Origin of the sequence: Sphingobium sp. ba1 (genome assembly GCF_000743655.1) — a bacterium.
Classification (GTDB): domain Bacteria; phylum Pseudomonadota; class Alphaproteobacteria; order Sphingomonadales; family Sphingomonadaceae; genus Sphingobium.
In genome coordinates, this window is record NZ_JPPQ01000024.1 from 35 (window position 1) to 2,520 (window position 2,486).

General features: G+C 63.0%; 2 protein-coding genes. Both read left to right on the forward strand.

The genetic code is table 11. The features are described from left to right. The first annotated feature begins 27 nt into the window (after positions 1–27). Positions 28–876, forward strand: a complete 849-nt coding sequence (gene hflC / locus IL54_RS02130) for a protease modulator HflC (protein WP_037472739.1) — start codon at positions 28–30, stop codon at positions 874–876. A 136-nt stretch (positions 877–1,012) separates the two neighbouring features. Beyond that, a partial coding sequence (locus tag IL54_RS02135) for a Do family serine endopeptidase (protein ID WP_037472740.1) occupies positions 1,013–2,486 on the forward strand: 1,474 nt, incomplete at its 3' end.

Consider the following 2,486-nt stretch of genomic DNA (forward strand, 5'->3'; position numbering starts at 1 on the left):
AAACACATAACACACACAAAGTCAGTGATGCCCGCATTTCTGCGCAACCCCGTAACTCTCGCGCTGTTCGTGCTGGCGCTGCTCATCCTGCTGGGCAGCACGATCGCGATCGTGCCGGAAACCAAGCAGGGCGTGATCGTCCGCTTCGGTGATCCCAAGTCGATCATCAACAGCTATCGCAAGGACGAAACCTTCGGCAACACCGGCGCTGGCATCATCGTGCGCTGGCCGTTCGTGGATCAGATCGTATGGATCGACAAGCGCGTGCTGTCGGTCGAAATGGAGCGCCAGCAGGTGCTGTCCACCGACCAGTTGCGCCTGCAGGTCGATGCCTTTGCGCGCTATCGCATTGTTAATCCGCTGCGCATGTATATCGCCGCAGGTAGCGAGGAACGGGTGTCGGAAGCTTTGCGTCCGATCCTGGGTTCGGCGCTGCGCAACGAACTGGGCAAGCGGCCCTTCGCCGCGCTGCTCAGCCCGGAGCGGGGGCAGGTGATGCAGAATATCGAGGCGGGTCTGGATCGCGTCGCGCGCCAATATGGCGCGGAAATCGTCGATGTGCGGATCAAGCGCGCGGACCTGCCTGACGGCACGCCGCTCGACAGCGCCTTCACTCGCATGCGGACGGCGCGCGAGCAGGAAGCGCTGACCATCCGGGCGCAGGGCGCGAAGCAGGCGCAGATCATCCGGGCCGAGGCGGACGCCAATGCCGCGCGCATCTATGCGGCGAGCTATGGCAAAGACCCGTCCTTCTATGATTTCTATCGGGCGATGCAGAGCTATCGCTACACCTTCTCGCCAGACAGGGCGGGGGAGACCAACATCATCCTTTCGCCCAATAATGAGTTCCTGCAGCAGTTTCAGGGGCGGCGTTGAGCCGTTCCCTGTTTCTGACCCGATCATTACGGAACCAGCGTCATTCAATGAGGGTTAAGGGAAGGCGGCGCATTTCAGGGCTTCGTCAAAGTCCCGCCTTCCCATTCCTTCGCAGTTCATGAGAGGACCGTCACGAGTGCGTTACGCTTATGCCATCACCGGCGCCCTGTTGCTGGGCGGCACCGCTATTGCCGTTACCACCAGTTCCAATGTCGGCGCCCAGACCGCACAGAATGAAGGCCTGACCGCAGCCGCCCCGCAGGGCGCGCCGGCAAGCCTGGCTGACATGGTCGAGAAATTGCAGCCCGCCGTGGTCAATATTTCGACCAAGCAGCGGGTCCAGGTGCAAAATCCCTTTGCGGGCACGCCTTTCGGCCAGTTGTTCGGCCAGGGCGGTGGCCAGCCGCAGACGCGGCAGGCGCAGTCGCTGGGGTCGGGCTTCCTGATTTCGGCGGACGGCTATATTGTCACCAATAACCATGTGGTGTCGGCGGGCGCCGAAGGCGCGTCGGTGGATTCGATCACCGTCACGCTGACCAACAAGACGGAATATACCGCCAAGCTGGTGGGTCGCGATCCCGCGACGGACTTGGCCGTATTGAAGATCGATTCGCCCAAGCCCCTGCCCTTCGTCAAATTCGGCGACAGCACCAAGGCGCGGGTCGGCGACTGGGTCGTCGCGATCGGCAACCCATTCGCCCTGTCGGGCACGGTGACCGCCGGGATCATCTCTGCCGTGCATCGCAATACCGGTGGCGGGTACGAGAAGTTCATCCAGACCGACGCATCGATCAACCAGGGCAATTCCGGTGGCCCGATGTTCGACATGCGCGGCAATGTGATCGGCATCAACAGCCAGATTTTGTCGCCGTCGGGCGGCAATGTCGGCATCGGCTTTGCCATTCCGTCGGAACAGGCCGCCCCGATCGTGGAAACGCTGCGCAAGGGCGAAACCGTGCGTCGCGGCTATCTGGGCGTGCAGATCAGCCCGCTGGGTGAAGATCTGGCCGAATCGCTTGGCCTCGCCAAGAATCGCGGCGAGTTCGTACAGGGTGTCGAGCCGGGCAAGGGCGCGGAGAAGGCCGGGATCAAGGCAGGCGACGTGATCGTCAGCGTCGCGGGCCAGGAAGTCAGCCCCGAACAGAATCTCTCCTCCATCGTCGCGTCGCAGCCCATCGGCTCGCGCGTGCCGATCGTGCTGATCCGCAATGGTCAGCGCCAGACGGTCAATGCCGTGGTGGGTGAGCGTCCGAGCGAGGACGAACTGACCAACTTCGCGCCGCAGCAGGATGAGGATTTCAGCCAGCAGCAGCAAAATCCGGGTCAGGCGGCACAGCAGTCGCTGGGCATCTCCGCCATTCCCTTGACGCCGGGCATCATCCGCCAGTTGGGCATCGCCGCCGATACGCGCGGCGTCGTCATCACAGGCGTCGATCCGTCGACCGATGCGGGCACCAAGGGTCTGCGTCGTGGCGATGTGATCATCACCGCCAATAATCGTCCGGTGGCGAGCCAGGCGGAACTCGATGCGCAGGTAAAGGCCGTGGCGGGTCAGAACCGCAACGCCATCCTGCTGCAGGTGCTGCGTCGCGGTCAGCCGCCGATCTTCC